At 54.8% G+C, this 25,407-nt stretch carries 17 protein-coding genes; 13 read left to right on the forward strand and 4 right to left on the reverse strand.

The window, feature by feature from the left end; translation table 11 throughout:
- Positions 1-23: 23 nt before the first annotated feature.
- A complete protein-coding gene (locus OHL21_RS17445; protein WP_263418569.1) occupies positions 24-4,274 on the reverse strand; it encodes a tetratricopeptide repeat protein in 4,251 nt (1,416 codons plus the stop codon).
- Positions 4,275-4,531: 257 nt separating this feature from the next.
- On the opposite strand from OHL21_RS17445, the gene OHL21_RS17450 reads away from it, so the two are divergent.
- The 4 genes from OHL21_RS17450 (at position 4,532) to OHL21_RS17465 (ending at position 8,731) form a co-directional block, all read left to right on the forward strand.
- Positions 4,532-6,247: a hypothetical protein gene (locus OHL21_RS17450; protein WP_263418570.1), complete on the forward strand. Its 1,716-nt coding sequence runs from the start codon at positions 4,532-4,534 to the stop codon at positions 6,245-6,247.
- A complete protein-coding gene (locus OHL21_RS17455) occupies positions 6,244-7,374 on the forward strand; it encodes an FxLYD domain-containing protein (protein ID WP_263418571.1) in 1,131 nt (376 codons plus the stop codon). The genes OHL21_RS17450 and OHL21_RS17455 overlap by 4 nt, the downstream gene beginning before the upstream one ends.
- A gap of 65 nt (positions 7,375-7,439) precedes the next feature.
- A complete protein-coding gene (locus tag OHL21_RS17460) occupies positions 7,440-8,237 on the forward strand; it encodes a hypothetical protein (RefSeq protein WP_263418572.1) in 798 nt (265 codons plus the stop codon).
- On the forward strand, positions 8,237-8,731 hold the full coding sequence (locus OHL21_RS17465; protein WP_263418573.1) for a hypothetical protein: 495 nt from the start codon (positions 8,237-8,239) through the stop codon (positions 8,729-8,731). Before OHL21_RS17460 ends, OHL21_RS17465 begins: the two co-directional genes overlap by 1 nt.
- A gap of 181 nt (positions 8,732-8,912) precedes the next feature.
- Here OHL21_RS17465 and OHL21_RS17470 read toward each other — a convergent pair whose 3' ends face one another.
- Positions 8,913-9,815 (reverse strand): glycoside hydrolase family 71/99 protein, encoded by a 903-nt coding sequence (locus OHL21_RS17470; protein ID WP_263418574.1) that lies wholly within the window; start codon positions 9,813-9,815, stop codon positions 8,913-8,915.
- 355 nt (positions 9,816-10,170) lie between these two features.
- Between OHL21_RS17470 and OHL21_RS17475 the strand changes: the two genes are divergently transcribed.
- From OHL21_RS17475 to OHL21_RS17490, 4 genes are read left to right on the forward strand one after another with little or no spacing between them, the layout of a single operon-like run.
- The gene (locus tag OHL21_RS17475; protein WP_263418575.1) at positions 10,171-12,102 is read left to right on the forward strand and encodes a lipopolysaccharide biosynthesis protein; all 1,932 of its coding nucleotides are present in this window, start codon (positions 10,171-10,173) and stop codon (positions 12,100-12,102) included.
- 47 nt (positions 12,103-12,149) lie between these two features.
- Positions 12,150-12,548 carry an STAS domain-containing protein gene (locus OHL21_RS17480; protein WP_263418576.1) on the forward strand — a complete coding sequence of 133 codons (399 nt, stop codon included), beginning with the start codon at positions 12,150-12,152 and terminating at the stop codon, positions 12,546-12,548.
- A gap of 60 nt (positions 12,549-12,608) precedes the next feature.
- On the forward strand, positions 12,609-13,148 hold the full coding sequence (locus OHL21_RS17485) for a hypothetical protein (RefSeq protein ID WP_263418577.1): 540 nt from the start codon (positions 12,609-12,611) through the stop codon (positions 13,146-13,148).
- 13 nt (positions 13,149-13,161) lie between these two features.
- Positions 13,162-13,905: a nucleoside/nucleotide kinase family protein gene (locus tag OHL21_RS17490; protein ID WP_263418578.1), complete on the forward strand. Its 744-nt coding sequence runs from the start codon at positions 13,162-13,164 to the stop codon at positions 13,903-13,905.
- Here OHL21_RS17490 and OHL21_RS17495 read toward each other — a convergent pair.
- Complete coding sequence (locus OHL21_RS17495) at positions 13,892-15,166, reverse strand: Ig-like domain-containing protein (protein WP_263418579.1); 1,275 nt, start codon at positions 15,164-15,166, stop codon at positions 13,892-13,894. The two genes, OHL21_RS17490 and OHL21_RS17495, sit on opposite strands and share 14 nt — an antisense overlap.
- Positions 15,167-15,529: 363 nt before the next feature.
- Between OHL21_RS17495 and OHL21_RS17500 the strand changes: the two genes are divergently transcribed.
- The 3 genes from OHL21_RS17500 to OHL21_RS17510 all read left to right on the forward strand — a co-directional run bounded on the left by OHL21_RS17500 (position 15,530) and on the right by OHL21_RS17510 (position 19,317).
- Positions 15,530-16,213 (forward strand): hypothetical protein, encoded by a 684-nt coding sequence (locus OHL21_RS17500; protein WP_263418580.1) that lies wholly within the window; start codon positions 15,530-15,532, stop codon positions 16,211-16,213.
- A gap of 207 nt (positions 16,214-16,420) precedes the next feature.
- Positions 16,421-17,386 carry a VWA domain-containing protein gene (locus OHL21_RS17505; protein ID WP_263418581.1) on the forward strand — a complete coding sequence of 322 codons (966 nt, stop codon included), beginning with the start codon at positions 16,421-16,423 and terminating at the stop codon, positions 17,384-17,386.
- A gap of 158 nt (positions 17,387-17,544) precedes the next feature.
- Positions 17,545-19,317 (forward strand): FG-GAP-like repeat-containing protein, encoded by a 1,773-nt coding sequence (locus OHL21_RS17510; RefSeq protein WP_263418582.1) that lies wholly within the window; start codon positions 17,545-17,547, stop codon positions 19,315-19,317.
- Positions 19,318-19,678: 361 nt separating this feature from the next.
- On the opposite strand, the gene OHL21_RS17515 is transcribed toward OHL21_RS17510, so the two are convergent.
- A complete protein-coding gene (locus OHL21_RS17515) occupies positions 19,679-21,511 on the reverse strand; it encodes an FG-GAP repeat domain-containing protein (protein WP_263418583.1) in 1,833 nt (610 codons plus the stop codon).
- Between the two features lie 622 nt (positions 21,512-22,133).
- Between OHL21_RS17515 and OHL21_RS17520 the strand changes: the two genes are divergently transcribed.
- Together OHL21_RS17520 and OHL21_RS17525 are read left to right on the forward strand one after the other, a co-directional pair.
- Positions 22,134-23,447 (forward strand): hypothetical protein, encoded by a 1,314-nt coding sequence (locus OHL21_RS17520; protein WP_263418584.1) that lies wholly within the window; start codon positions 22,134-22,136, stop codon positions 23,445-23,447.
- A gap of 477 nt (positions 23,448-23,924) precedes the next feature.
- The gene (locus tag OHL21_RS17525) at positions 23,925-25,208 is read left to right on the forward strand and encodes an Ig-like domain-containing protein (RefSeq protein WP_263418585.1); all 1,284 of its coding nucleotides are present in this window, start codon (positions 23,925-23,927) and stop codon (positions 25,206-25,208) included.
- The last annotated feature ends 199 nt before the right edge of the window (positions 25,209-25,407 follow it).

Genomic DNA, 25,407 nt, shown 5'->3' on the forward strand with positions numbered 1-25,407 from the left:
CCATTTATAAGGACAGAACTTCCCTAGAAGATGGTGAGACTGAAAAACGGAACCAGCTTCTGGCTCGAACCCTGGGTAAAGTTCGGGAAGTTCTGTGTGCGAACACCTGCCGCCAAACGGATGGGATACTTCAGACGTACTGCCCCCGTGCTCTCATTAAAGTTGCGTTCGAGCGGGCGAACGTAGGAAACCGTAAATGAGTTCTGGATCATGTCATAGACATGAAACCCACGCGTCAGCTCATAGGAACTCGATGCCTGCATCTCCCAGCGAGTGGTTGGGGAGTAACGAATGGAAGCAGCAGGTCGAAGAGCCTGCGAGATGGCCGAGTGGATAGGAGAATAAGGCTGGCTCCGCCACGCACGAAGATCTTCAGCAATTGCTTGTGCGCTAAAACGCGACGAGAAGCGCCGGCTCAGACCAATGTATGTAGAGGTGTAGAAATTTCGACTATTCCCTAATTGGGAAGAGTTGAACCGCTGGTCGGTCGCATTCCAGCCCGTAATTAATGCAGTCTTACCCCAGGGCATACCGACACGGAAATTGAGCGCGCCCGAAAGGAGACGCTCGGTGATCGGCGTCTGGGTAAACGAGCCAAATTCGGCGGAGAAGAAACCATCTGCGGAGAGTGCATTGAAGAACGAGCTGGTGCTCCCATACGTAAAGACGCGAAACAGGTTCTGATTCATCTGAACCGGAGAGCGCGTATCGCGGCGAATCGTCCCCTGTATGCCGCTATTGAACGAGACAACGTTCGAGCCCACGTGCAGCGTAGGGTCAATCCCGAAATTGAGAGCGTAGTCAGTTGTGTTGCGATGCACCACGGATCGCGTCGCCGGGACAGAAATGGTGCCCTGTGCGTTTCGGACCTGGAAGAATCCGCTTGTCGTCGGAAGCGATGCCAGGTGCAGGTTGAAGGAGTTGAGCAGATTGGTCTCTACCGAGGATCGGGGCGGTGGCAAGTTCGCAACATCGGAAGCGTTCACCGGACCTGCAGGGCTGTTTAATTTCGAATCGAGCACATAGACGGTACTGTCTTCAAAGATGGGCTGCACAATAAGGTTGGAGAGCAGGCTTACCTTGGGATTTATCCGGTAGCCTTCCGTTCCCCCAGCCTCGAGAAGACGTTGCTCCGCCGTAGGGTCTTCTCCGGCATCAGAAGCGGCCGCGGCGAAGGACGACAACGTCTCCGCACTCCGGTGTTCCTGCTGGTAAAGCGACGCCTGCGCCAGAAGGTATTGATAATCCACTTCGCTGTCTTCCACCTGCTTGACGGCGGCAAGTTCAGCGGCGGCGCGGCGCGTCTCTCCCAGAGCCAGATAGCTGTTCGCGAGAGTGATGCGCACAGAGGTGTCCGGCGCACCTGCGGCCTTGGCGCGTTCGAGATACGTCTCAGAGAGCTCGTACTCATGCAATTGCTGGAGCACGCTTGCCATGGCGATATATTGTTCCCCGTTGGGAGGTTCGGCATCCTTCGCGTCAACTTCCATCTGTGCCAAAGCGATCTGGCGCTCCGCATCGTCAGTTCGCCCCTGTTTCGCCATATTTTGGGCGACAGCCAGACGCACACCCACGCGGTCTTTCGGATGCAACTCGAGTGCCTTACTGAAACGATTCATGGCAGCATCCTGCTCTCCAAGCAGACTCAAAGCCTCTCCCGTGGAGACATAGATATTGGCAAGTGCATCCTGTGCATCTGGATCGTCTGCATTTGTCTTATCCGGCGAGCCAGACGCGACAGCATACTGCTCGGCCAGATCGACGTCACGCATTGCTTCGTCGCGATTGTGCAGCTCAGCATTGGCCCGTGCCATGACGGCGTAGAGGGAGGCGTCTTTCGGCAGGTGCTCCCGTGCGTTTTGCATCTCCGCCAAAGCTTCGCGATAACGCCTCTGCGCCATCAGAATGTTGGCTAGTCCAAGGTTCAGTGAACCATCGTCCGGATCGAACTGGAGAGCTGCCTGGTACTCCTGTGCAGATTTGGTGAGCGCTCCCTGCCGGCCATATGCCGTTGCCCGCACGACGTGGATCAACTTTGAATCACCCGCAATCGTCTCAGCGAGTTGCGTCTGCTCGATGGCAATCTTCGGATGACCAAGATTCAGCTCCGCAAACGCCAGGCCCATGTGCGTCTCTGCATCATCGGGATTGATCTTGAGCGACGCTTCAAAATCGGCCGCCGCCAGCGCAGGTTTGCGTAGATCGTTATAGACAAATCCCCTGTTTGTATAAGCTGTCGCAACCTTCGGATCCCGCCTTAGCGACTCGGTAAAGCTGTTCACCGCCTCCTCGCGTTGACCATTGTGCTTGTAGACATACCCGGCCAAAAGCGGAACATCAGCATCCTTGGGGAGTACATCCAGGTTGTTTGTCGTAAGCGTCTGCAATTCGTCGAAGAGCTGCAGATGAAGCAGGTCATATCCGAGGTAGACAATGACCTCGCGGTCACGGGGAATCAGCTTGAGGGCTTGACGGCCAAGGTCTGCAGAGCGCCGATAGTCTCCCATGAAGTTGAAATAGCGCTCCTCCTCCCGTAGCACCTGGGGAACCCCCGCCATCTTCTCGGTCACCCGCTGTTGCCAGATCCCGGCCAGAGGAAGATTATGTGACTCGATTGCTGCGTCCATTCCCCCGGCGACAATCATGGAATTCTGGGGAGCAAGCTTGTATCCGTGGGAATACGCCTCTTCTGCCTTCTTGTACTCGCGATTATCGGTGTACATGTCCCCGAGAGCGAGGTACGGAACATAGGACGACGGATACTCTTTGGCCAGAAGATTGAAGTACTTCTCCGCTTCAGCACCGTCCCCCTTGGCGCGCGACGCGTATCCGAGGGATGTTAGAGCGAAACGGTTATGAGGATCGATCTTGAGAACCTGCTGGAACACCGCGATCGCTTCGGAGGTGCGGCCGAGCTTGACCAACACGTCTCCATTGAGCTGAAGACTATTGGGATCGTTCGGCATGAGCGTGAGAGATGCCTTCATGTCACTCAGAGCCGCCTCGTACTCTCCTGCCTCGGAATGAATCACAGCTCTCAGGCGAAGAAATGCAGCACGATCTGCTCCGCGCTCATCCAGACTGCCAATCAACTTCTGAGCGTTTGTCAGCTCCTGGCGAGCCTGTTCAGGTTGATTGATGTTCTTGTAGAGCGGGATGAGATTCATGTGGAGCTGGATGCCATAGAGTGGACCTTCGATCGGGGCAGCCGGAAGGGCTGCGATCGCGGCGCTGAACTCATGGGCAGCATCCTCATCGCGATCCTGAATCTGGGCGATCTCGCCGCGGATTGCGTGCAGACGGTAATAGTTCGAGTCAAGCCTGGATGCCCGCTGCAGAAACTCTTCCGCGCGGTCAAAGGATGCGATACCTACCTGTGACTGTGCCGCGGAAAGCTGCAGATTCAGATCACGCGGCAGAGCGTCGGCCGCCTGGGCGTAGGCGCGCGCGGACTCTTCCGGGCGACCGGCGAGACCATAGGTGAAAGCGAGTTCGGCTACGACATCGGGCTTGGGATTGCGGATTCCCAGCAGCGACGAGACGGCTTTATCGTAGTCGCCAGTGTCGCGATAGAAGGCCGCAAATGCCCGCTGCACGTCAGGGTTATTCGGAGCCCGGCCTTTTGCCAGCTCCAGATAATGGGCAGCCTGGTCCATTTGCTTCAGATGCTGGCACGCAATCGCCAGCAGAAGTTCTGTCTGCGCTGCCGGCTCCAGGTGCTCGGCCTTTTCAAGCCAGACCGTTGCCTCCTGATAGTTTGCCGCCCGAATATACAAATCGCCGAGAATCAGGAGCTCGTTTTTACGCTGAGGCGCCGCGGCTACAACCTGTTTCAGCAGGCGTTCAGCCTCACCGGTACGGCCGGAGGCAAGGTAGGTTTGCCCCAGTCCAGACATCCCATCAAGGGACGACGGATTCAGGCGAAGACTATGTTGATAAGCATCCAGGGAGGCGCCCAGCTTGCCGTCTAGCCGGGCGGCATATCCCAGTAACAGCCAGAGCTGCGGATCGTTGGGAGCTGCCTGTGCGGCACGCTGCGCATAGCTGAAGGCCTGGGCGTGATCGCCACGCTGCAACGCAAGCTCGGCCGTCCTGGCAAGACGTGCATTCTGGATGTTTGATCCCCAGCCGAGATTCTGTTGCCCTTCGGACTGTTTCGTCGCCGGCTGCCCAGCGGCATCTGGTCCGACTTGATAGGTTTGAGCGACACCATTGCTGGCGAGAATAAGCGCAGCAACACACCAAACGGATCGAAACTTAATACGAATGTTCAAAGCACGTCACCGGCAGAAATCTATTTGAACGCATTCAAGGAGTAGGGCTCCCAAGGCGAGCGAAGTTGCACTTTCGGATGCTGGCAGAGGCTTTGAAAGTTGTCCGGGGCTCTATCTCGCGTGGCGGAGAACTTACCAATTGAAGGGGCTTTGAGGGGAGCAACTAAGAGAAGAACTAAGCGCATCTCAAGGAAAGACAAGAGGGAAGTCCCTTGCAAAATTCTGCTTCCGCATATCCATCCGCACGACCGATTCCCATGAGCTTCATCCTCATGGTAGCTGCAGCCGTTCATCTGCCTCTTCTGCTGATGCAGTTACCGCTGAAGTCGTACGACACCAACTTCCATATCTTCTTTGCCTCGCACTACGCGCAACACTGGTTCGATCCGTGGAACCCCAAGTGGTTTGCCGGTTTCTCCCAGACCACGTACCCGCCCCTGCCGCAACAATGGACAGCAATTCTTTCCTGGGTCCTGGGACTGAACATGGCGTATATGGCGGTACAGTTCATTGGAATCCTGCTGCTGGTTGTAGGGGTATACCGCTTCGCGGAGCTCTGGGTTTCACCACGCGCGGCATCGTACGCCGCACTGGCATCCGTCTTCATCGCCTCTGAAGGTTTCCTTGTCTATACGGCAGGCCAGCTCGGTACAACCGTTGCCGCCCCCATCTATCTGAACGCCCTTCCCTTTCTCTTCCAATGGCTCCGCCATGGGAGCTGGCGATCTTTTTTGAAAGCATTTGTACTCCTGGTAACGGCGGCCGCCGCCCACCACGTCACGCTGATCTTTGGCTCGGTGCTATTTGCGTTGCCAGTCATCGCTCTCGCCTGGATGGATGGTAGAGAAAACGAAGACTCGGATAAGGTCTCCATGCCAGCCCTGGTAGTACGCGTTGTCTCGATCGCCCTTGTGACCGGAGCCGCGATCGCCGTTGTACTACTTCCCTTCTGGATCGGGTTGATCCGTTATCCAGTAACCCAGACACCGATTCCCCACCCCAGCCGCGCTAACTTCCTGCTGAGCCCGGAGCATGGAATAAACTACTTCGTCGTTCCATACGGCGCCCTGATCCTGGCATTACCGTTCATCGTGATTCGCGGAGGTTCCATCCGTCGGCTTCGGCCGCTGCTGTTCGGCTTCTGGGCCACATTCCTGCTTGGACTGGGTGGCACCACCCCTGTGGCTCCGGTTCTGTTGGGACGCTCCTTTAATGTTTTGACCTTCGAGCGTTTCAGCTACTGGGCAACCTTGCTCTGCCTGCCCATTCTTGGCCAGGTGATCGTGGAGAGCCTTGACCGGTTCCGGCTGAAGGCACTTATCCCGATTGCATCGCTTGCAGCAGCTACATGCGCGCTGGCCGCAGCGTGGTCGACGTATAAGCCGGCCGACGCCGCCAATTTCAATGTCGATTCCGTAGCCCTGTGGCTTAACCGGGACGGCCATGACCGCTATCGCTACATCACACTGGGGTTTGGGAGCAAGCTGTCACGCCTGGCGATCCAGACAAACGCCAACAGCGTCGACGGAGAATCCAATTCAGCGCGCATGTTGCCGGAGCTTACCCAGTTTGGGGGCGCAGCCCTTACCAGCGCCAAGTACTTCTCCAAACCCGGTCTGGACTCGCTGAGAGCGATGCTGAATCATGCTGATAGGTATGGACTTAAGTTCGTCATCGTCCGTGACTCCTACTACGATCCCCTGCTCTACTTCGCCGGTTGGCGCCAGGTTGATTCTCTTGACGACAAAACGATCACCATTTGGAGCAAAGATGGTGTGCCTCCTGCGGTTCCGATGAATGCGGCGGAGATGCCGACTCACTTCCAGGGTCTTATCTGGGGCACGCTTCCTGTCGGCTTCAGTCTTCTTGCCATGCTTGTCGTCCTTCTTCCGGAAAAGCGATTGCGTCCAGTACATGTCGAAGACGCCGCCTATGTCCGGGAAGATCTCGTCTCTGGAGGAATGGTGTCGTGAGCCAAGGAAGAGTTCTCGCTACCGCGATTGCCGTCACAACGGGCCTGCTGGTCGCAGCAGGCACACTTTGGCCCTCCCCGATCGCCGCCTCCTACGCCGGGGGCAAGACGGAGGGCATACTCAGCTCCACCTCAACTCCAGAGGCGGCGGTAAATGACCTTACCGCGCAACTCAAGCTGCACGCACTGGCCAAAGCGTATTCCAGTCTTGCCAATAAGGCCGAGTTCAGTGAAGCCGACTTTGAGCGTGACTTGCTTGGTGCCGGGCTAAGTCTCCGCACCTATGCCACGCTCGACAGCGTCGAAGTACGCCCTCTCCATCAATCCAACACTGACGCCGATCTGACAATGAAGATGCATTGGGCCTCCGTTGTCGGCAACTTTGATGACACCCGCGATGTTCACGCCGTCAGAGTGGGTAACCACTGGGCGCTCAACTGGCCGTTGAAGCATGAAGCGCCTGTACCGCCCCAGGTGATTCCGGTGAACTACCTGCGCTGGGACGTCATCTACCGCGGTGCGGGCGACGACTGGGGAAGCCAGGACGTGGAAGCCCCTCATGTCCGCATCGTCGACATGCACCCTCTGAGCCGCGCTGAGGGGGTGGTGGTCATGGGTGAGTTACTGAACGAGGACGTTGTTCCCGCGTTCGTCTCAGTAAAAGCCACACTCGTAACCAAATCAGGAGAGACGCTGGACAGCGAAGGCGCCTTTGACATGATCTCGCATACCCTGCTGCCGAAACAGGTCACACCATTCATCATTCATTTTCCGGGAGCAGATCTCGCCAAGGTGTCTACCATTCGTATGGAACCAACTTCCGTACTTGTATCTGCATCAGCTGACCCGGTGGTCGAGATCGAAAACCAGCAATACCACGAGGGTGCCGGCGCCGCTGTCACGGGCCAGCTTACAAACCAGAGCGGACATACGGTCAACGTTTCCCACGTGCTGTCGACGTTCTATGACGCCAACGGCCAGGTGGTTTGGGTTGGCGGGCAATATATCGATCGAGCCTTGCAGCCGCAGGCTCCTGTGGATTTCCGCGTTCCCGTACCTCAGGATCTCGCAGAAAAGGTGAAGAGCGAGCGCACCGTGGTCTCTACCTATATTCAGGGGAATTCCTAGTGAAACCGCGAGTATTGCTTTTACTTACTCTTGCTCTGCCGCTATCGAAGATGCCTGCTCAGGAAATGCAGGTCCCGAGCACGGTGACGGCCGGGAGCGCCTTCGCCGTCACCACCACTGGTAGCGGAAAGGCCGTGTTGTACATTGTCGGCCCAGGACAGGCACTTCGCCGGGACCTCCAGCTTGGAGAACGTGTCTCATTTGCCACAGGGGAGCTATACAGCGCTGGACACTACACAGCCGTACTGGCAACCGAGTCCTCGGCGAAAAACGCGGAATTTGATGTGCTGCCCGCAACGCAGCCCGGCTCGCTGGGATTTCTTGCAAAGCCCTCTCGTTTGCCGGTCAATGTGGCCAATGGCATAAGTGGCTCGATGTATGTCTTCGACTCGTACCATAACCTCATCACCACCCCAATGCCTGCAACCCTTGAGCTGTCCATCGCGGGTGGAGCAACACTCACTCGCACGGTGACGACGCGCAACGGACTGGCGTGGGCCACGATGAACTCAGCCACCAAAGAGGGCTCAGCACGCTTCACAGCGCGCGTTGGAGATATCTCAAGCACACGCATCATTAATCAGGTCCCGGGAGAACCTTGTTCCATCTCCATCAGCGCCAGACCCAACGGATCGAAATTGGAAGTACAGACGGCGCCTGTGCGTGATTGCAGCGGAAATACGATCCCCGATGGCACCATCGTCACGTTTATCGAAACCCTTGGTAATTCCCAATCCACAGTTGATGTACCACTGAAGAAAGGCATCGCCAGCGTGGTCATGCCAGCGAACAAAGGATCGAAGATATCTGCCGCTAGTGGCGCCGTAGCAGGAAACGAAATTCATTGGGATGGTGGCCGCTGATGAAGCCAATTGCCTGTCTGACTTCGGCTCTCCTGCTCTCGGCGACTCTGCTCGCAGAGGAACCCGCGGTGCGCGTGGCTCCTCCCCAGCTTCAGGGTTCCCGGCCGCTGGAGCAGCAGACCGAGTCCTCGGTTATCCGCAACTATCTGGAGTCATGGAAGAGCCTGCAGGAGGCGCTTGATCACAACCAGGCCGGCAAACTCGACCGGGATTTTGTTGGCGTAGCCAGAGATAAGCTGGGCGATACCGTCGAAGCGCAGAGCCGGATGGGAATACACACGCACTACCAGGATCTTTCCCACGATCTGCAGATCGTCTTCTATTCGCCGGAGGGTCTGTCGATCCAGATGACCGACAACGTCGAATACCGGCAGCAGATCTTCGAAAAGGATAAGCTTCTAGCCACGACAGTGGTCCGCCGGCGCTATCTTGTTGTTCTGACTCCTTCTGAAGTCCGTTGGCAGGTCCGAATCCTGCAAGCTGGACTCGACTAGAGCATTTTTCCAATTGCTGGTGTTCCAGAAGAGGAGTGCAGCGGCGTTTTCATTGCAGAAAACGCCCACAGATGGGAATCCCTACTCTACCCCTCTACAGGGAAAATATTCTGACGCCCTTGTCCCAAAGCAATGGCGATCGCATCAAGCGACCGCCATTGAGATTTCTCCGTGATCTTTTCTACTGAATGGTCGTACTCTGCCCGCTGCTCAGGTTCTTTCCGGATCCCTGCGTACAGCTCGGAATACCGGTTTCGATTTGTGAGCCCTCTTCGTAATCGTTCCACGTCTGGACCAACATAAACGGAATGACCTGCCCGGCTGGAAAATACTCTTTCCATAACTCCAGAGCATCACGATACGTTTGTCCGCACCGTGCAGAGATACGGCGATTCAGGCTCCATGCGGCCCTGGAATCGTCGAACTGAGGCCATGCACCCCCTACGACGATTTTGTCGGAGTACTTCTCGGCCATGTTTTTATAAAAGTCTCTGAGATAGCGATCTCCCCAGTGGCTTCCGTCAGCAGCCCACCCATCCGGACCGGGATTCACCCACGGGTAAAAACCATCAAAGGCTTCGGGATGAGGGCCAGGAAGGTTTTCCTGCATCAGCCATGGGGGCGAACTCCACTTATTCACCGCAGTCCGTACCTGCGCCCAATCGGTATGGTTGCCTTTTGGAAAAACAAAGATGACCGGCCTCCCCTTGTATGTCAGGTAGGCCTCGTGCCCCGGGGAGTTCGGGAGTAGATAGTTGTCATGAAAGGACGTGAGGTCGGCAATCACCTGATCCGTCGCTCCCTCATCTATATCAGCCTCCTCGTACATCAGAGCAACCGAGAACTTTTCTTTCGCGGCAGCTTTTTGAATCACCGCGTAGCTTTGATCGATGAACGGCTCGCGGTTTCCATACCAGTCGACCACAAATCCCGTGATCCCAATTGCCTTCGCCTTGCGCATCTGGGTACGTACCGTCTGAGCATTATTGGTCGAATAACCTACAGAGATATGTTTGGGCTGGCCGAACCACGCTTCATATACGGCCAGCATCTGCGGCGCATTTCCGGTGGCTTTATGCTTCAACTCGACAGCCCGCGTTGTACCGCAACCACGGAACAGAAGAAAAAGGCATAAACAAGAGAAACTCGTGGCGAACGACATGCCTCGTTAGAGGCCCTCACGGAGCATCCGGTTGCATGGTGTCTTCCAAGCGAAGTGAATGGGTCAAACTACTGTGAAGTAAGGTAGAAGAGCATTGCGTCGCTCCAAATATTGGATGAATAGCGGGCAACGGGAATGAAAGCTTACTGCATCGATATCCCCAATACGAACGCTTCATTTCGGGGAGACAAGTGCGTCTCGCTCGGTAGCAAGGACTTTTACTGTGTTTACGGGGTCGGTCGAAAAAAGTCTAAGGGCGCGAATTATTTCCGGAAGCGTGGTTCTCCTTTCCGGTTCAACTCTTTCGGTTGTCATCAATCTTGCCTATAACGTTTCTGTCGCCCACTTTCTTGGGCCAAAGGGATTTGGAAACGCAAATGCGCTTTACACAATTCTGACGCTCATCTCTGCCATTACTCTTTCGTTCCAGATCATTACCGCAAAGATTGTCGCACAGCAAGGTGAGGAAGCCCGCCGCGACGCGGCATACCAGACGTTGCATCGGGGCAGTTGGGTATGTGGACTGCTGGTAGCGATCCTACTCCTCGCCTTCCAAAATCAGATCACAGCATATCTCGATCTTCCGGGCACGAACCTTGTGACGATCCTGGCCGTGGGAGCCGCCTTCTATGTTCCCCTGGGATCTCGCCGTGGATACATCCAAGGGGCTTATGGATTCCGCAAGCTGGCCACGAACCTGGTGCTTGAAGGCGTCATGCGGCTGCTTGGTTCGCTCTTCATGATTTCATTCGGTTTCGGCGTGGAGGGAGTGATTGTCGCGAACTCAGTGGCCATGGCTGTCGCCTATTTCGCTATTGCCCCGAAGCTCAACTCGACCGCGATCAACCCGCTAACGCTCCGCGCAGCCTTTCAGGAGATCTCGCACGCTACCGTGTTCTTTACCGGGCAGGTATTGATCAACAACTCCGACATTGTTCTGGTCAAACACTTTCTGCCTGCTCAGGACGCAGGACTATACGCCGCAATTGCCATGGTGGGGCGCGTGATCTTTTCGGGGTCTCAGGCGATTGTGAACAGCATGTTCCCTGTCGTCGCAGGGTCGAAGGCTGAAGAGAGAAAGAGCCTGTCATTGATCGGAACAGCACTTCTTTCGGTGCTGGCCGTAGGCATGGCAGTCTCTGTCGGCCTTGCGATCACACCAGACTGGCTATGGACTATTCTGTTCGGCTCCGAATTCAAGATTCTCGGCCCCCACGGATTTCCATATCTCCTCGCGCTGTATGCCGCAACTACGGTTGTCTATTGCCTGAGTGTGGTGGTGATGACGTATGAGATGTCATACAAGATTGCGAACACCGCCTGGTTCCAGCTCATCTTCAGCGGGGTTCTGATCGCCGGCATCTGCAAATATCACGGCTCACTGCAACAGGTGATCATGGTGCAGCTCGTTTTACTCGCCTGTTTTCTGATTTTGGTAGCCGTCCCATTCTTCCTGGACATGCTGAACAACGCCGGCTTCCTGTTGGAGCGTCGTAAGCTTCGGCTAATGCGGCGGATGAGCGAAGACGAAGTGATCTCAGGCTTCCTTAAGAGCGAGCTCGGAAAGGGCGTTTACGCCGAGTACGAGGAGAGAATGCGGAACATTCTCCTAACCCCTGACCTCCAGGATGCCGCGGAGTGCGCCGTTCGCCGAGCACTCCTGGAACTTCGACATCGAGCTCTCTGGCGGGAACTCCCGGATGATACCCAATGGTACGAGGTCGAGATCAGCGCGGCAGAATTGAATCAGATCCGAGTCTTCCCAAGGGCACAATGGGCGAGAACCGCCCGTGGCAACTTTGCGATCAAAGCGGTAGCAGAACGCATCAAGAACCGCCCGCTCGCTCCTGAAGACACCTTCGTGCGCAAGATCAGTGAAATCCGTGGTGCGCTCACCGCGGACACCCTGGATTCAGGACCAATTATTTTGATCGGTCAAACGGAGTCAGACCCGCTGACAATTCTTGACGGCAACCACCGTTTTGTCGCGGGTGTTTTGGAACAAAAAGTGGAACGCCTCAAATTTGTCTGCGGCCTGTCAACCAGCATGGCGCAGTGCTGCTGGTACAAAACCAGCTTGTTCAATCTGCTCAGGTATGGACGCAATCTTCTCAGAGCTTTTTTGGAGATACGAAACACAGAAGTACTGCAGTTATGTGAAAGTTCGGGAACGCTTCCTGATGAAGTTCCGCCTCCCCCTGTGCTGTAAGCACGTTCGTCCATCCATACGTCCTCAACTAAAAAAGGATGATTCCGATGTCTATTAGAAAAAGAGCGGTAAATATTCTTCAACTTCCAGGCCAAATCTCCGTCAATAGTCATGCAGACATGCTTCGCCGCCTTAAGACAGCCGCTCAAAACGGGCATCCCCGTTTCGTACTGGATTGCTCGAAGATTGAAACCATGGGTACGGAAGAGATCCAGTTTCTTCTCTGCTGTCTGGAAGAAGTTATGAAACATAACGGTGATGTCAGACTTGCCACAGTGACGCCGGAAGCTCGTACCGTACTACAGAACGCCGGAATCAGCCGACTGTTTGAAATCTATGGATCGATCGAAAGCGCAATCCACAGCTATCAGGTTCGTCCAGCAAGCATGGCGCCCCTGTACACAGAAAGTGCCGAAACGCACCAGGACAGCGAATACGCGGCCTAAAGCATCCAACCTCTAGCAGGTCTCAATTGGCGCAGCAACATCAGCCTGGAGCGTGAAAGAATGCCCCGCAATCGATTTCTGAAACAATCCTTATCTTTATGCCTTGCAGCTTCACTGGTTCTGCCGCTCGAAGCATATGCCTCAGCGAGCCATGACGATGCGCAACAGACATCATCAACAGACCAGCGGAGTACCCAAAATACCGAGCCTGCCACGACAGGCAAGGATTCCAGCGTTCCTGCGCCGCAGTCTGCGGGTGCATCCCAGAACGGCTCCCAAAACGGCTCCCAGAACAGTTCCCAGAACAGTTCCCAGCCCAACTCTCAACCCAACAACACTCCGAACAGCTCCCAAGCTCTCCCTCAGCAGCCCTCACAACCGCAGGAGAAGGCGCCTCCACCCAGGGGTACGGCGGCTGCTCCTGATACCCGCGTCGATGGAGTGCCTGCAGCCACTCCATCCGGCGCAGCCATTGCGCCGGCGAAACAAAAACGCGTTCGCAGATTCTCCATCAGAACGGCTCTTGTCGTTGGAACTGTAATCGCTGTGGGAACCGTCGCCGGACTATCCCTTGCTACATCAGCAAAGCCTTCCAACTGAAGCGAGCCGCAAGATGAAACGGATTTTGCCTGAAAAGAGGCCGCTCCTCATAAGCTTTTCCGGTATCGATGGAGCCGGAAAGAGCACCCAGATTGCGTTGCTCCGCGACGTTCTGCGATTGTCGGGACAACAGGTCCAGGTGGTTACCTTCTGGGACGATGTCGTCGCGCTTAAGTCTTTCCGGGAAGATGTGGGGCACAAAGTTTTCAAAGGCGACCGCGGAGTCGGTTCTCCGGAAGCTCCCATTCATCGACGGGACAAGAACGTTCAATCACCCATGCTCTCCTGTATTCGGATGGCACTCTACGCGCTGGATCTTCTATCGTTGCGCCGAACGGTAAAGAAGCTCGTTCGAGCGGCGGAAGATCGTGTCGTAATCTTCGATCGCTTCCTCTATGACGAGCTTGCCAACCTGCGGCTGGACCGTCCTCTTCAGCGCTTGTATGTCCACGCAATCCTACGGTTTGTTCCAAAGCCGGATCTTGCCTTTGTCCTGGACGCCGATCCCGACGCAGCGTTCGCCCGCAAGCCGGAATATCCTCTGCAGTTTCTGCGCTCGAACCGCATGGCGTATCTCCGTCTCGCTGAGATTGCGGGAATGACGGTAATTCCCCCCTCAAACGCGGAGCATGCACACTGTGAGATCTGCCGCCACGTCGAAGAAAAGAAACATGCCCTGCTCTCCGAAGGAAAGTCAGGGCATGAATCGCATGGGGATGAGAGATTGTTTTCCGGCCCGGTCTCTACCAGTACGTAAAGTGGAAGTTGTCCAGCGCGGTGGTATAGCCATCCATCTTGTAATTGCCATCCATTTGATAATTGACCGTCATGCCCCACCATCCAGAGGGAACTGATTTTGGAGCGACAGTGATATTCAGCGGATAAACCACTCCGTTTACGGTGATGGACTGATAGAGAAGATCATTGTTTGCCTGACGATGAGCCTGTAATGTTACGTGGTTCCACCCATCTTTGAGCGTGCACGGGATAGACGTCGGTACCCATCGGGCTTCAACGTTGTTCCAATAGTCCCAGACATTGCCGTTCAGATGGTTACACTCAGTTCCCCATTCCATACCAACTCCACCGGCGTACATATTCAGGTCGAACTCAAGCACCTGCGTAACCGCCCAATTGCTCACATATACGTCGGTGTCATAGAGAAAGTCATGCAATGTCGGCAGGAGAGTGTGGCTTTCGTCCGTCAATCCCTGTTTGTTCCCATGCCCGATGACAGGGTTGGAGAAGAGAACGTCCGAATAGGGAGTTGTACCTCCAAGATAGAACTGCGTTGCGTTTCCACTGAGCGAAGGCGTCTTCTGGTTCTGTATCATCGACCAGTTGACTCCCGGACAGGGTGCATCGCAGATGTCATAGACAGGCGGTAACTGTCCCCACTGATTCCATCCGGGAGCGGCCTGTAGATTTGTGAGCCTGGTTCCCGTAACGGTGACATCAATGGGCGTTGTCGCGGTTCCTCCACAGTTATCCCACGCCTGAACGACCGTGGATTGCCGCCCATGTCCCATGGTGATTGGCGTGGCGAGCGTTGAACCGGCGACCTTATAAACGAGCTGATGATTGACGTAAATGCCCATAGCAGAAACGCCCTTGTCACAAGCGGTTGTGGCACTCGCGACATAGATCGCCGGAGTTCCTACCTTGCTGCCGTTTGCGGGTGAAGCTACGTTTACACCGGAGGAGGAGGAGGAGGTCAGATCCAACGATGTGTAGGTAGCGCCGCCACAGTAATCCCATTCCTGCACCACGACACGGTGTTTGCCCGGGCTAAGAGAAATGGATGAGTCCAGATTGGTTCCGTCTACGACACGTTGTAAGGCATGGTCGACATAGATGCCCATCGATGCGACCCCTTTGGAGCAGGACGTCGTGGCACTCGCAGTGACCCGGACAGATGGTCCGACGGTCGTGTTGTTGGTGGGTGAAGTAACTGCAACTGTAGCAAGCGCTGGAATGGCGCAGCCAAAGAACAACATCAAACGAACAAAGACGTTCATTCACACTAACTTAGCGGTCGCAAGCGACCGCTTTTTTCCTGGGGGAGTGCCGAGGAGTGCTCGCCTTGGCAACTTGAGTATATGAGAAAAAAACCTTAGTGACGGGCAACGAAGTTCCCACAGGCATGCATCTTTCGATAGCCGGGGGCTATCGGCAATTATTTCCAGCGCAAAAGCAAATAATTCCGTCCTATCCTGAAGTTTCTTCCTATTCTTCCATATATATAGTGATTACTAATAACGGGGCTCGTGCGAGATGCAATTTATGCCCGAAGCTTCTAGAATCCTAGCAGCGAACGCCAATGACAGAGTAGCTTCGTCCGATCTTTGCGGCATCTGAACGCGCCGGCGAAAAGCTTTCCCATGCGTCAGAGAAATATCAAAAATCGCTTTCAAGATCAGGCTGCAAAGTTAACTTTGGCTTCGTTTGCGCTCGTCATCATGTCAGTAGCAGGTTCCCTTTGTTGGGCACAAACGACTCCACAGTCAACCGCGGTCACAAAGAGTCATGTACGGTCTCGCGAGAAGCCGAATTCCAAGATCGTCAGCCTTGCTCCAGCACCTGCGCCGGCGGCTAGTCCCGCAACCGTCCACCTCAATGGCGGAATGCTGACCGTCCATGCGAATAACTCCGAGCTCCGCCAAGTCCTGCAGGACATCTCAAGAGAGAGTGGCATGGCGATTCAGGGTCAGATCAGAGATGCGCGGATCTTTGGCAGCTACGGTCCAGGAGAGCCATCGGCGGTTCTCACCGAACTCCTGGCCGGCCAGGGTTACAACATCCTGATAGTTGGCGGCGGCCCGCAAGGCGCTCCGCGGCAACTGCTACTCACTGATCGCAGTAGCGGTCCCTCTCTTCCTCCTCCGCAGACCATCATCCAGAACAACGCCGAAAGAGTCGAGCTCGGCCCAGGCGCAATCGCACATCCTCCACCAGAGGCCGTGGACGATCCCCAGATGCGCACGTATCTCCGCGACCGAAAGTTGCAACAGATGTACGAGTCACAGGAGAAGGAAAATAAGGGAAACCCCGCTCCTCCTAAATAGACAAACAACGTTGAAGGGCCCGGTTGTCATCCAACCAAGCGTACGTTGAAGATTGTGGCAGTACCTCAATCGGAATCCTACGGATCTTCGTTCGACCAGGTATCTATGCGGCTTCGCCTTTCCTTTCTGATCTGCTCGGTTTTGACAGTGATGTGTGTGCGTGCAGGTTTTGCGCAGACTGCGCCACAATCATCACGATCTCTAAGTGTGGATCGTGATCCGGCGCCTTCTATCGATCCTGATAGTGTTACTCCGGCTCAGCCGGAACCAGCTTCTGCGGCGCCTACCGGTCCAATCCAGAAAGATGCTGGTGGACGATACACGTTACGAGCTGATGCCTATGAAGTACAGCTCAACGTAACCGTGCTGGATCCTTCAGGCCGGCCGGCGATGAATCTTACAAAGGAGATGTTCCGAGTTGCAGAAGATGGCGTGCCGCAAACCATCACCAGCTTCCGCCATGAGGACACAGCCGTTTCAATCGGCCTGCTGATCGACAGTTCGGCGTCCATGTATGACAAGCGCGCGGCGGTTGAGAAAGCATCTCTCGACCTTATTCGCCTTTCCAATCCGAAAGATGAAGCCTTTCTCGTCGACTTCAGCTCGAAGGCCTATATCGATCAGGACTTTACTTCCTCGGTGGACAAGCTGCAGCAGGGCTTACGCTACGTGAAATCCACTGGAGGTACCGCGGCTTACGACGCGGTGATGGCGTCTGCCGAATACATGTCGAAACACCGTAAGAACACCAAACAGGTTCTTGTTCTGATTACAGACGGTGACGACAACGCCTCGCGAACGACGTTGAGAGACATGATCAGACGTGTACAGAGTCTGGAAGGTCCGGTGATCTATTGCGTTGGCCTTCTCTTCGGCGATGATATCGATAAGGCGGAAGCACAACGGGCGAGGGCCCTGCTCGAGCAGGTTGCCGAACAGACGGGTGGAGCCGCCTTCTTCCCGAAATCCCTCAAGGAAGTGGATACCATTGCTTCAGCCGTAGCAGAAGATATCAGGACCCAATACACCATTGGGTACCGATCAACCAACCCGCCGAGTAATGGCGGCTATCGCACAGTCCACGTTGATGCATTCGCGGGACGTCAGAAGCTCACCGTACGAACAAGAAATGGATATCTGGCGAAAGCATTGCCTGTTGCATCCGCCAAATAACCAATCACTCTCAGGCCTCGGCAACACACTTGAATCCGAGGTATGGGAAGACTTTTGTTCCTGTACGAGAATTATTTGAAAATCGAGCAACCATCCGGCTAACGAAAGACTCCTTTAGTGCGCACTTCAATCACAAGGCTCGCCCTCAGGAGTCCCCCATGCGGTTCCCTTTTGTCTTTGTCCCACTTCTATTAGCCAGCACCTCCCTTCTTCCGGCGCAAACCAATCTAAGCTTTGAACTGAGTCGCGATACCTACATGGCCTTCGGCGTCGAGGCCATGGCACAAGGTGACTTCAACGGCGACGGCAAGCCCGACATGGTCTTCGGCGGTGGCTCCAGCTTTACCACGATTACGCTGCGCCTGGGCAATGGCGACGGGACCTTTCAGCCGCCGATCACTGTAGGACAGGCGGACAGCTCAGAGGTGGAAGACATAGCCGCCGCCGACCTCAACCAGGACGGCAAGCTGGATGTCATCGTTCTTTGTATCGGAGGCACCTTCGATGTCTTCCTCGGCAATGGAGACGGAACTTTCCAGCCTGCGGTCGCAGCGGCTACCGCGGGTTCTCCGCGTGCCATGGCGGTAGGCGATTTCAACGGAGATCATCGCCCTGACCTGGCGATCGGCGATACGCAAGGCTCGGTCGAGATTTTCAACAATACAGACGGTAAAAACTTTGTGTTGAGCAACACAGTTCCGATCGATCCGACCAGGGGCATCCTGAATGTGAAGGCCGGCGATTTCGACAACGATGGAATCACGAATCTTGCGGTGCTCACCTCTAATTCCGCCTATGTCCTCTGGAACGACGGACACGGAAATTTCAGGAAGAGTGCCCTGACCGCTTACACCAGCCCCGCCGGACTCAACGTCGGTGATCTTAACCAGGATGGGATGGCAGACATCCTCATCTCCTATGACTGCAACCCCAACCCCCAGAATCCTAGCGCCAAAGGGCCAATCTCCACGTGCGAAGGTGTCGATGTCTTCTATGGGCAAGGACAGCAGAAGACCTTCGCTCGCCACATCATCACCGCGGATACAGTTGGAGCCGCGAGATATCTATGGGCCGCTGACGTAAACGGCGATGGCATCGGCGATCTTGTCACCGGCACCTCTGACCAGAACGGCAGCCAGACAGGGCTCTTCGTCTGGCTCGGCCACCCGGATGGTTCCTTCGATCAGCGTGCAAACCGCTTCATCGCAACCTCGAACGGTGCGGGCCAACTTGTCCTGGCCGATTTCAACCGCGATGGAATGATCGACGTCGCACAAGCTCTTCCCGGAGATGCACAGACCCAGATCTATCTAAATGCGACCAACCGGGCTCCCTGCGCGACGAGTCAGATCAATCCGGCGGTCACAGTATGCCAGCCTGTGGACAATACCTATCTTCCCGCTCCCACGATCACGGTAGAGGCCAATGCGTATGACTCAAACCAAGTGACGGCAATGCAGTTATATGTCAATGGTTCCCTAGCCTACTCGCAACCGGTCACTGATTTCTCCCAAACCTTCCAGCTCGGAGAAGGCTCTTTTTATCTCGTCACTAAAGCATGGGACTATACCGGTCTGAGCTTCAGGTCGGTCCGGCATGTGACGCTCTATAACGGGACACCAGGGTCTGTCTGCCCGGCTGCGCTGGGAACCGCAGAGATCTGCCTTCCCTCCGGCGCGACCGCCTCTTCCCCCGTGCATATCGTTGCGAATGGCTATACCTCCTATGTGCCAACCGCAGCGCAGCTCTATATTGACGGCAACCTCGTCATCAACAACACAAGCTGCAACAACTATGGGGCTTGCCCCGGCGGATCATCGCTTGTTGATACCTATCAAGGCCTCTCCAGCGGTAGCCATGACCTGGTCTTCAAATTATGGGACGCCACTGGGAACATCTACAGCGCTGATAAGACCATTACTGTCCAATAGTTCGACTGCGGCTGGAAATACTCCAGCCGCGGTTGGTAACCCCAAGACCTGGGCGTGCTCCAGGCCGATATTGAGCGTACGTCTGGTCCTTATGATCATGACCTTTGCTTGTCATTTCTTAGCGCCGCGGAGAAATCCGCTTTTCTAGCGATGCTTTCTTACTTTGGTGTCCTGAATCTAAAGTTCGCTACATAAATCAAGAAAAGCATTTGTCACCCTGAACGGTGAAAAGCAGGTCCTTCACTCTGTTCAGGATGACAACATTTATGACAAGAATTTCTGAGCCACCACGCGACAAAGCCGCGATGAATGTGGCAACAAGAGCGCTGACTCAATCGAATTTCTCGATATGCTCCAAGGCTTACTCTACGTAAATTGTCTTCTGGTCCTGATATACATTGCCCGCAAGGTCCCACACTTTGAAGACGAGATTGTGCGATCCGGACGATAGGGCCTGTTCCGTCTGTACCATCGTATTGAGGCCATAACAGGCTACCCCGCAAGAGGCTTCATTGTTCACGACCAGATTGTCATCGATATAAAGCTGTGCAGAGGTTGTGAGGCTTGTCCCGGTATTCCCATTGCCCACAATCAAAACAGGTCCGGAGCTACTCGTCCCTTTTGGCAAACAAAGCCTGGCGGTGTTCATCGCCGCATAGCAGGTGGCTCCGGGCGTCCCGTCGTACACCGTTATTGTCCTCGAGGACATGAAGCTCGCCCCGCTTGCATCCCAGCCTTTGGTCACAAACAGATGGGGACCCTCGCCCACCGGGAATCTCTGGTCGAAGCTCGTTACCGGCTCAGAAAACTTCAGCACACCGTCGACGTATTCTTGAAGAGCGGTCACCTGTGCCGTGTCGTAGCTATGGGCATGAACACGCACGGAGCCCCGCGAATAGGTATTGTCTACCGGGGCACACACCGTTACAGAGGGACTGATCGTATAGGTCCCGCAACTCTCTCGCCGCGACGCGTTCAGATAGAACTCCGTCGGCCCGCCGGCTCCAGGTTGCGTCTGGGCAAAGTCCATCCTTCCGTCGCGATTGAAATCCGCCATAACGGCTGCGCCCACCTGCACATTCCGCGAGGTGAAGAAGTTCTCTGGAGTCTGGAGAAATGATCCGTCGGCATTTCCCCGCCAGATCGAAAGGCCCTGCGGTGCATCATTACACTCTCCGGTGGAGCTATCACACTGCAGAGCGCCAATCGCGGCGATATCGATATAACCATCTCCATCCACATCGACGCCTGCAATCTTCCCAAGATCTCCGGGATTTAAGCCTGACGTCGAATTGACCAGCGTTCTCTTATAAAGCCTGTTCTCTCCCTGCCCATAGAAACCATCAAACCCTACGCAATAGCTGGATCCTGCCGGAAGAGCGCACTGATAGCTGACAAGGATGTCTGCGTTCATGTCTCCGTTTATCTGAGCGCTTGTGATTTGCGGCCATGAGTATTGACCGAGCACCTGCCGGTTGAAGCTCCCACTACCGTTGTTCCATAAGACACTCAGTTCCGATGGCATTGCGAAGTCATTGGAATTCAGAACAAGGGCCGCAAGGTCAGAGATTCCCGTGCCGTTCAAACTCCCTGCTACCACTTGAACGGGGCTGAAGTTTCCAGTACCGACCGATATGGAACCCGCAAAGACAAATGTTCCATCTCCACTGTTACGGAATAGCTCAATCAGTCCATACGATTCGCCAACTGCAATATCCGGATAACCATCATTGAAGAAATTTCCGACAACGGCTTGCCCAGGACCTTGAGTGGTTGCATAGACCTCTGGTACCCGAAACGTGCCATCCCCATTCCCCAGAAAGATACTCAGCACATATGTACCTGACGCCGGAGGAGAGGGTGGATTCTGGGATGCGACAGTAACCAGATCAAGGTTGCCATCATGATTGACATCCGATGCAACGCCACCCTGCAGCGCAAGAGCATCAGCAAATGCTGTTACTGGCGGCTGAAATGTACCATCTCCTTTGCCGGCTCGAAAGACCAAACGTTGCGTTGGACTGCAGCATTGGACCAGGTCAACTTTGCCGTCATGATCAAAGTCAGCTGCGATCAACGGACCACTGCCCCCGTTCGACCTATCTCCATAGCTCTCGAAACTAAGCGGTGATTGGCTGTAAAGCCGTGACGTGCACATGGCCACGATAGCGACTACAACAAGTCGTGAAAGCATGACTGGGAGAACCTCCTGCGAATCAACGAGACATGAAATGTTCGGTACGCACTGGCATAGTTCTTATGGCGTGAGCTTATTTACAAGTTGTGATGGGATTGTTTAAAGCATTTTCCCTGTTGCTGGGTATCCCGGAAGGATCGTGCCGCGGCGTTTTCATTGCGGAAAACGCCCATAGATGCGAATGCTCTGGACTACACCTACAGGGAAAATGCTCTAGCGGGATGGTGGGGGATGAAGGTTGTTCAATACAGAACGATCACGGAGAAAGGTATACCGCAACATAACAAAACTCCAGGCGTGATCATGAGAGCGCTGCATTGAGTATTAGGTTGTACTTCCTGTAATAAAGTCGTGAATTCACGATTAACAGGCTGCGATGTTCCTTCTGCGTGCTTTGGCGACCCGGGTTGCTGAAACGGGCCAATATCCGGGCTGATTTGCGTTAAGAGTCTTTAATCCCAAATCGGCATCACTTCTTCCGGTTCCTCGAAAGTCGTAGCTGAATTCCTGAGGGACCGGGTTACTCTCTGGATAACAAAGCAAGCAAATCCCCCCACGAGAACTGCTCAAGCTCAGGGAGATTCAGGGCAGCAGCACTTTCGTGGTCAAGCAGGTTCCCATGCGGAAGCTCACCGCACTCGTATGCCTTGTCGCGGCATTGGTCATCGCCAGCTCAGCACACGCTACTGTTCTCGTCTCACAGCCCTTCATCGGACAGACCACCGGCACCAACGTAACCTTCGCCGCTACCGCTACCACAACGACGTGCAGCCGTGGTATCGCATCCATTGGCGTCTACGTTGACCACACGCTCGCATACGTAGCTCAGGGGGCTTCTCTCAACACAACACTGCCGGTTTCATCGGGATCGCACTATACGGTCGTGCAAGCATGGGACCTCTGCGGTGGTTCATCAAATCTGCCAGTGCCGATCACAGCCAAGAGCCAGGCAGGCGTCTGGGTGAACTCTCCTGCCGCCGGTAAGTCGGGCCCGCAGCCGGCGTTCGTAGCCTCCGCCACAACGACATGCGCTTCCGGCGTGGCTGCAATCGGGCTTTATGTGGATGACAAGCTGGTCGACGTCGAAAATGGCAATGCCCTCAATTACCAGGCGACTCTGACTCCCGGTGCACATCGCACCATTGTGCAGTCCTGGGACAATTGTGGTGGCTACGCCAAGACTCCCGTAGACCTTACGGTTCTCGGAGCATCGAATACCTTCAATAATCTGCAGATGAGCTCAGCATGGAAGATGTCCGGCCAGAAGTCCCCTTACTACGACAACTGTGTCGACCATCTTGAGGCAAACGCCTGCGCCGGCATTACCTACTCCTTCAACCGAAACATGGCCAATCCGTCCCTCGGCGGGTCTGCGACGCAGTTCAATCTTGGGGGCACACTGCCTTACTCCGATGTGCTCTTCTGGAACCACCTGATCGGTGCGTACTCCTCGCAGGGGCTTCCGGATGTCGATCACACTCTCATCGCTGCAACCAAGAACTTCACCTACGATGCCTACTTCTATGTCACCAGCTATGATGAGGCGCACACCCAGGCACTGGAGTTCGACATCAACTGGTTCCTCAACTCCTTCGGTATGACCTGGGGTACGGAGTGCCGCCTCCACGGAGGCCATGAATGGGCGCTCTGGAACAACGTTGACAAGCATTGGGAAGCTACCGGCATCGCATGCAATCCCCTGAAGGATGCCTGGAACCACGTGACCATCAGCGGCAAAAGGAACGACGACAACACTCTGACTTACCAGACCATTACATTGAACGGCAAGACCATCGCACTGAACAAGACGGTTCCACCGTTCTACGTCCCTGCTAACTGGTATGGCGTCACCGTGAACTACCAGATGGATGGTGATGAGTACCAGACCTCAATCAAGAGCTATGTCGACAACCTCAGCCTGATCTACTGGTAAATAGAAGCGAAGCGAGCGATGAAAAGGCCCTCCCATACGGAGGGCTCTTTTTTACCGTATTCAAATCGTTTCATCTGCCGACTGCCAGTCAAAGAAGGCTCGTCCAACCCTTTATACCTCTTGGCAAAAAAGTTCCGAATACCTGGTAAAAATTGCCGACACCTGGGAACAAATTGCGCTTAGATGTAGCTCATCAAAAATACGTTGCCAAGAAAACAGAATACGTATTGCGTTTTCTCGAAACAGGGCGTTAGGATTTGGTTATTCCAGTAGTGGATTTGGAAAGCACGTTTGCAGACTTGCAAGTCAGCCGGGGGAGTGCCTGTGGCTGAGAGTAAAGCAACGGCGCAATCGCGAATTTCACATTTTGCAATCAGAACGATTGCTTTCCCTTTTTGCCTGCCAGCATCGCCAACAACTTGTCGACCCTTGCAGAACACCCGGGGGCGGTGCGCGACATTACTACTAGGATTTTTGATGAAGACCTTCCGTCTTTTTTTCTTACTCTCTCTCTTCATCTCGTGGCCGGCATTCGCGACGGTCGTTGTCAGTTCTCCCGCAAACGGATCGACTGTCGGTACCAGCGTTCAGTTTGTAGCATCGGGAAGTACCAGTTGCTCAAGTGGCGTTTCCGCTATGGGCGTTTATGTGGACAATGGCCTGATCTATCAGGCGGGCGGCTCATCGATGAATGCCACCCTAAACCTTTCGGCTGGCCCCCATCGGGTCGCGGTACAGGAGTGGGATTATTGCGGTGGATCCACCAATGCGATCCTGAATCTTACGGCAACCTCTCAAGGAGGAGTCTCGGTCAGCTCTCCTGCAAATAACAGCACTGTGAGCGCCCAGACGCATTACGTTGCGAATGCATCCACAAGCTGCCCCAGCGGAGTGAGCGCGATGGGAGTCTACGTGAATGACTCTCTGGCTTACATAGTCGGCGGATCGTCACTGGATACGAACCTTACCCTTCCCGCCGGGACGCAAAATACAGTCGTTCAAGCATGGGATCACTGTGGTGGAGCTGCGAAGACTCCCGTCACAGTCAATGTCGCCGCAGGGACGAAGATCAGCAATATTCACGCGACCAACGGCTGGAATCAGTGGGGTGAGCTCCCGCCCGTCTATGACATCTGCAGTGCTCCCTGCTCCGGAGTGGATTGGTCGATGACGCAGCATGTCAGCTCCGGTTCATTGAGCGGCAACGGCACCATCTTCTGGGTTGGCGGATCTACCCCCTACTCCGATGCTCTTTTTTCGAATAAGCTGATCGGCCAGGGCACCACCCAGAACATGCCCGACACGAATCAGACCATCCTGCCTTCCATTCATCACATGGTCTACGACACAGATGTCTATGTCAGCAATCTTGCGGTTACGCAGGACCTGGAGTTTGACGTCAACCTGTTTATGTACGGTGTGGGCATGGAGTTTGGGATGGAGTGCAACCATCTCAATGGCAATGTGTGGGACATTTGGAACAATGTGAATGTACAGTGGGTCCATACCAGCATTCCGTGCACGCTCAACGACAAAAGCTGGAATCATGTCAGCTTCCAGGTCCAACGCGAGTCGAATAACGACCTGACCTACCAAACCATAACGGTGAACGGCGCCACCTACAACATCAATCAGACCGTTGCTCCGTTCGCCGTTCCCAGCGGCTGGTACGGCATGACGGTGAACTACCAGATGGATGGCAACTATAACCAGACTCCCTATACAACCATGCTGGATAACTTGAGTATTACGTATTGGTAGTCGAGGATGTCGACATCGGGCGCCGCATCGCGGCGCCCTTTATGTTGCGCCCACCGGTCCAGAAGTTCACACAACCATTTGAGGGACCAGCGCATCTATTTTTTTCGAATTGGTGGCGCCAGTCCTGAGCGAACCAATATATATTCTTCCGCTAGATTGCATTAGCGCATTCCCCCGACTCCGAGGAATGCGCTTTTTT

Source organism: Terriglobus albidus, assembly GCF_025685425.1.
In the GTDB taxonomy this organism is placed as follows: domain Bacteria; phylum Acidobacteriota; class Terriglobia; order Terriglobales; family Acidobacteriaceae; genus Terriglobus; species Terriglobus albidus.